This window comes from Mesorhizobium sp. M1A.F.Ca.IN.020.06.1.1, assembly GCF_004023265.1.
Taxonomy (GTDB): domain Bacteria; phylum Pseudomonadota; class Alphaproteobacteria; order Rhizobiales; family Rhizobiaceae; genus Mesorhizobium.
Window position 1 is genome coordinate 1 of sequence record NZ_RZSR01000408.1, and the last position, 5,021, is coordinate 5,021.

Here is a 5,021-nt window from a genome sequence, read left to right on the forward strand (position 1 = left end):
CTACACCGTCCTCGCCGATGCCGACGATGGTCAGCCATCTTGCGACCGGCTTGGCAGCGCGCGAACCCTCAGCAGGCATGATGACCCACCGTATTCTGATTCTCGGCGGAACCACGGAGGCCCGGCAGCTGGCGGGCAAGCTGGCTCGCCGGAAGGATTTCTCGATCACGCTGTCGCTCGCCGGCCGCACCGAAAGCCCCATGGCGCAAGGCGTCCCCATGCGTAGCGGCGGCTTTGGCGGCATGGAGGGATTGGCCGCCTACCTCCATCGGGAACAGGTCGATCTGGTGGTCGACGCCACGCATCCTTACGCGGCCCGTATGTCGGCCAATGCCGCTGAGGCGGCCAGGCAAACCCGCGTGCCGATGGTTGCGCTGCGGCGTGCCGGCTGGGAGCCTGTCGCGGGTGATCGCTGGACTTTCGTGGAGAGCGTCGCTGAAGCGGCCAAGGCGCTTGGCACGGCGCCGCGACGAGTCTTGCTGGCGATCGGCCGGCAGGAAGCCGGCGCGTTCGAGGCCGCTCCGCAGCATCGCTATCTCATTCGCAGCGTCGACCCGATCGAGCCAAAGCTGGCTGTGCCTGACGCAGTTTACCTTCTGGCGCGCGGGCCGTTCCCCGAAGCGGACGAGCGCGCGCTGCTTGAAAAATACGCCATCGATACCGTCGTTTCGAAGAACAGCGGCGGCGAGGCGACCTACGGCAAGATCGCCGCGGCGCGCGCGCTCGGCATCGAGGTGATCATGGTGCGCAGGCCGCCGCTGCCTGACGTTGCGTCGGCCGAGACCGTCGATCAGCTGGCTGCGATGGTCGATCATTTTCTCGACCCAGTTGCCGAACGCGGCGTGTAGACCAGCGCGGGCTTGTCGCCGCGCTTGATGATGCGGGTCTCGGGCGAGCCGATGATGACGCAGGTCGACATGTCGGCCTTTGCCGCATCGGCGTCGGCGAGCAGAAACACCTCGATGCGCTCTTCGGGCCGGCCGGCGGCGCGGCCGAAGATCACCGGGGTGGTGCCCGGCAGAATGGCCTTCAGGCATTCGAAGGCGCGGCCGAGCTGCCAGGGGCGGGCCTTGCTGATCGGATTGTAGAGCGCAATGACGAAGCCGGCGCCGGCCGCCGCCAGCAGACGCAGCTCGATCAGCTCCCAGGGTTTTAGATTGTCGGAGAGCGAGATGGCGCAGAAATCATGGCCAAGCGGCGCGCCGATGCGGGCGGCGACCGCGAGCATGGCGGTGACGCCGGGAACGACCGCGAGGTCGATTGACCTCCATTCTGGCGGACCGGCTTCGATCGCCTCGCAGACGGCGGCCGCCATGGCGAATACGCCGGGATCGCCGCCGGACACGACAGCGACGCTGTGACCTTCGGCTGCCTTGGCCAGCGCCTCGTTCGAGCGGGCTAGCTCTTCGCGATTGTCGGAGGCGATGCGGGTCTGGTCCTGTCGCAGCTCGAGCCGGTCGAGATAGGGCTTGTAGCCATAGAAGAAGGAAGCCTCCGTCACGGCGCGGATCGCCTCCGGCGTGACCTGATCGGCATTGCCGGGGCCGAGGCCGATCACGGTGAGGCGGCCGCTCAAGGCTTGGCTCCGGGAACTCCGGGACGCGCCGACCAGCCGGCGACCAGCACGATGGCGAAATAGGGGGCCTTGTCGTCCGGCTTTTCCGCGAGCCGCATCGACACGCTGCCCGGCATGGTGCCGCGCTCGACATAGACGGCCTTCGTCAGCTTGCCGGTCGCTTCCAGCGCGCGGCGGATCTTCGGCAGGTTGCGGCCGACCTTCATGATGACGGCGGCATCGGTATCGGCCAGCCGTCGCGTCAGCTCGAACTCGCTCATCGTGCCGGGAAGCACGGTCAGCACATCGTCGCCCTGGACGATCGGCAGGCCGGTCGCCGACCAACAGCCGGACATGGCGGTGATACCGGGAATGACTTCGGTCGGGAATCGGTGCGAGAGGCGCACGTGCAGATGCATATAGGAGCCGTAGAAAAGCGGATCGCCCTCCGACAGCACGGCCACCATCTTGCCGGCGCCGAGATGCCCGGCGACCTGTTCGGCGGACCGCTCGTAGAAATCGGTGATCTGCGAGCGATAGTCGTCGTGATCCTTGTCGATCTCGGTCGTCACCGGATAGAGCAAGGGCAGCTCGACCATATCCGGGCGAAAGCGCGCCTCGACGATGGCGCGCGCGTTGCTGTTGTTGCCGCGCTTGGCGAAATAGGCGACGACATTCGCTTCAGCCAATGCCCGCGCGGCTTTCAGCGTCAACAGCTCCGGATCGCCGGGACCGGTGCCGACGCCGACGAGCCGGCCTTTGGGGAAAGCGTTCACAGGCCTGGCCTCGCCAATGCGTTGAGTGCTGCGGCCGTCATGGCGCTGCCGCCCAGCCTGCCGCGCACGATGGCGTAAGGTACGCCGTAGGAGTTTTCCGCCAGTGCATCCTTGGATTCGGCAGCACCGACGAAACCAACCGGCATGCCGATGATGGCGGCCGGCGTCGGCGCGCCGTCGCGCAGTTTTTCGAGCAGATAGAACAGCGCGGTCGGTGCGTTGCCGATGGCGACCACCGAACCTGCCATGCGCTCGCTCCAAAGGTCGATAGCGGCGGCCGAGCGCGTGTTGCCGATTTCCTTGGCGATATCGACGGTGCGCGGGTCGCGCAGCGTGCAGATCACCTCGTTTCCGGCCGGCAGGCGGGCACGGGTGATGCCGTGGGCGACCATCTCGGCATCGCAGAAGATCGGCGCCCCGGCGGCAAGGGCGGCACGGGCCGCTTCAACGAAACCGCTGGAGAACACGAACTGGCTGGCTGCCTCGACCTGGCCGCAGGCGTGGATCATGCGGATCGCGACATCGGCCTCTGTCTCGGAAAAGCGCGACAAGTCCGCCTCGGCGCGGATGATGGCGAAAGAGCGCTCGTAGATCGCCATCCCGTCATGGATATAGTCGTAGGCGGCCATTCTTCAGTTCCGTCGATAGAGTTCGGCGATCTCAGTCGCGCCGAGCCTTGTGAGGCAAGCGGCGGCAGTCTCGCCGGGATGCCGTGCGTTTCGGATCGCCGCCGCAATGCCGGCGACCCCGCGCGCGGCGTCATAGCCCGGCCTGTATCCGGCAGGAAGGGTCTTTGCCGTCCCGTCCACGACAAGTCCGGCTCCGTTTTCGTCGCCGACCAGGGTGAGCCCCGCTGGGCCGGGATGGGCGCAGCCTTTGGCGCAGCCGGAAATGTGGAGGGTGAGGGAGGCATCAAAGAGATCGGGGCTTTCCGTTGCGATTTCTTCGGCGATGGCGCGGGTGGCGATGCGGCCGGAGGCGCAGGCGGGCGCTCCGGGGCAGGCGGCAATGCGGGTGCGCGGATCGGTGGGGGCGGTGATGAAGCCGAGGGCGGACGCGGAGGCTTGGAGAGAGGCGCTGGCGAATGGGGAGAGGTTGAGGAAAAGTAGGGTGCGGCCTGGGGCCATGCGGATTTCAGCCGAGCCCAGATCGGAGGCCCTGGCGGCGAGGTCGATGAGGTTCTGCGCCGGCATACTTCCGAAGGGCAGGCCGATGCCGAGGGCGTGGCTGCTGCTCAGGTCGAAGAGGCCGATGGGCGAATGCTGACGCCCTACGGCGCCCCCCTCTGTCCTGCCGGACATGTCCGGCAGGACAGAGGGGGGCGCGAAGGAATGCCAGCCTGCGAGCGAAGCCAACTGCCGGTCCGACAAATCCCGCGTGTGCGCCTCGCGGCCTTTTTCGGCCACCATCCTTAGTGCAGCCACCGCGATGTTGCGCGCCGTATCCTCGTCAACAGTGGCGAGTGACTTCGCGCTTCGGCTGTCACCGGCAACCGACACGCTCCACTGGACGCCGGCCACAGTCCGCACCGCCTTCAGCCGCACGTCAGCCGTCAGCGCATCCACAGCCAACTGCCCGCCGCCGTCGACGACCACGGACACCTTCGGCCCCAACCGTGGCGTCAGCCCCGCCTCTTCAATAGCCAGCCTGATCCGATCGGCCACGGGGCGCGAATCTGCAATCTCCTGCGGGTCGATACCCGCGAGCGGCCCGGTCTCCACCGGCACGCCCGTCCGCACCGCGATGCCCAGCGCATCCACTTCCGCCGCCAGCAGCCAAGCGCTGTCTGCGGTCAGGCCCCGGATCTGCAGGCTACCGCGAGCGGTCACTTCCATGATGCCGTTGCCGTGGCGCAAGGCGGATTCGCAAAGACCGATCAGCGACTTGGGTGCAAGCCCTCCAGGAACCGGATTGAGCCGCACCAGCAGACCATCGCCGGTCTGCATCGGCGCGCTCAACGCGGGGCAGGCGCCACGACGCGAGAAGGCGTTCATGCCGCCACCTCGCTTGCCTGCGCCTCGGCGATCAAGGCCGTGAGATCGTCGTCGATGGAATTCCTGAGCGGATGCCAGAGACCGCGCCGTCGCGCAGCCAGGAATCGCTCAGCGATGACCTTCGCGGCGGCGGGATTTTCGCGCAGCAAGAAGGCTCGGACTTCCGCATCACCGATATAGGCGTCGTGCACCGCCTCGATCAGCGCGCCCGATATGGCATGCGTGGTCTCGGCGAAGCCGACCAGGCGGTCGACCGTCTCGGCGAATTCCGAGGCGCCGCGGGGGCCGTGGCGCATCTGCCCGGCAATGAAGCGCGGATTGACGGCGCGGGCCCGCACCACGCGCGACACCGCTTCGCCGACCGATCGCGGCCTCGGCTTCTTAGGGTCAGTCGTGTCGAGCACGATGACATCGGCATTCCTGCCAAGCGCGGCAAGTGCGGCTGAAAACCCGCCAATGAAGGCGACATCGGCCGAACCTTCGAGGATGTCGCGGCCCGGGTCGTCGCCGGTGTGGACAAGCAGGTCCGCGTCGGCGATGCGGCCCTCGAAGACGCCGGGCGCGGAGATGGCCTCACCGTCGGCGCCGCCATAGGCATGCGAGGTTGCTTCGAGATAGGCGCGGCCGATCTCTTCGCGCGCGCTCCATTCGCCGCGCGACAGCAATTCCTCGACTCCGGCGCCGTAAGTGCCGGGC

At 67.4% G+C, this 5,021-nt stretch carries 6 protein-coding genes; 1 reads left to right on the forward strand and 5 read right to left on the reverse strand.

Translation table 11 applies throughout. From position 1 onward, the window contains the following. Positions 1 to 80 precede the first annotated feature (80 nt). On the forward strand, positions 81 to 848 hold the full coding sequence (locus tag EOA60_RS18290) for a cobalt-precorrin-6A reductase (RefSeq protein WP_095826230.1): 768 nt from the start codon (positions 81 to 83) through the stop codon (positions 846 to 848). Here EOA60_RS18290 and EOA60_RS18295 read toward each other — a convergent pair. From EOA60_RS18295 to EOA60_RS18315, 5 genes are all read right to left on the reverse strand, one after another. Next, positions 812 to 1,576, reverse strand: coding sequence for a precorrin-3B C(17)-methyltransferase (locus tag EOA60_RS18295; RefSeq protein ID WP_095801991.1), 765 nt, complete (start codon positions 1,574 to 1,576; stop codon positions 812 to 814). The genes EOA60_RS18290 and EOA60_RS18295 overlap by 37 nt on opposite strands. Continuing rightward, positions 1,573 to 2,331, reverse strand: coding sequence for a precorrin-2 C(20)-methyltransferase (locus tag EOA60_RS18300; protein ID WP_095826214.1), 759 nt, complete (start codon positions 2,329 to 2,331; stop codon positions 1,573 to 1,575). The genes EOA60_RS18295 and EOA60_RS18300 overlap by 4 nt, the downstream gene beginning before the upstream one ends. After that, positions 2,328 to 2,960 carry a precorrin-8X methylmutase gene (locus EOA60_RS18305; protein WP_095826213.1) on the reverse strand — a complete coding sequence of 211 codons (633 nt, stop codon included), beginning with the start codon at positions 2,958 to 2,960 and terminating at the stop codon, positions 2,328 to 2,330. The genes EOA60_RS18300 and EOA60_RS18305 overlap by 4 nt, the downstream gene beginning before the upstream one ends. Positions 2,961 to 2,963: 3 nt before the next feature. Next, positions 2,964 to 4,325 carry a precorrin-3B synthase gene (gene cobG, locus EOA60_RS18310; RefSeq protein ID WP_095826212.1) on the reverse strand — a complete coding sequence of 454 codons (1,362 nt, stop codon included), beginning with the start codon at positions 4,323 to 4,325 and terminating at the stop codon, positions 2,964 to 2,966. Next, positions 4,322 to 5,021 (reverse strand): cobaltochelatase subunit CobN (locus tag EOA60_RS18315; RefSeq protein ID WP_206628158.1); only part of this gene is annotated, 700 nt, incomplete at its 5' end. The genes cobG and EOA60_RS18315, both read right to left, overlap by 4 nt.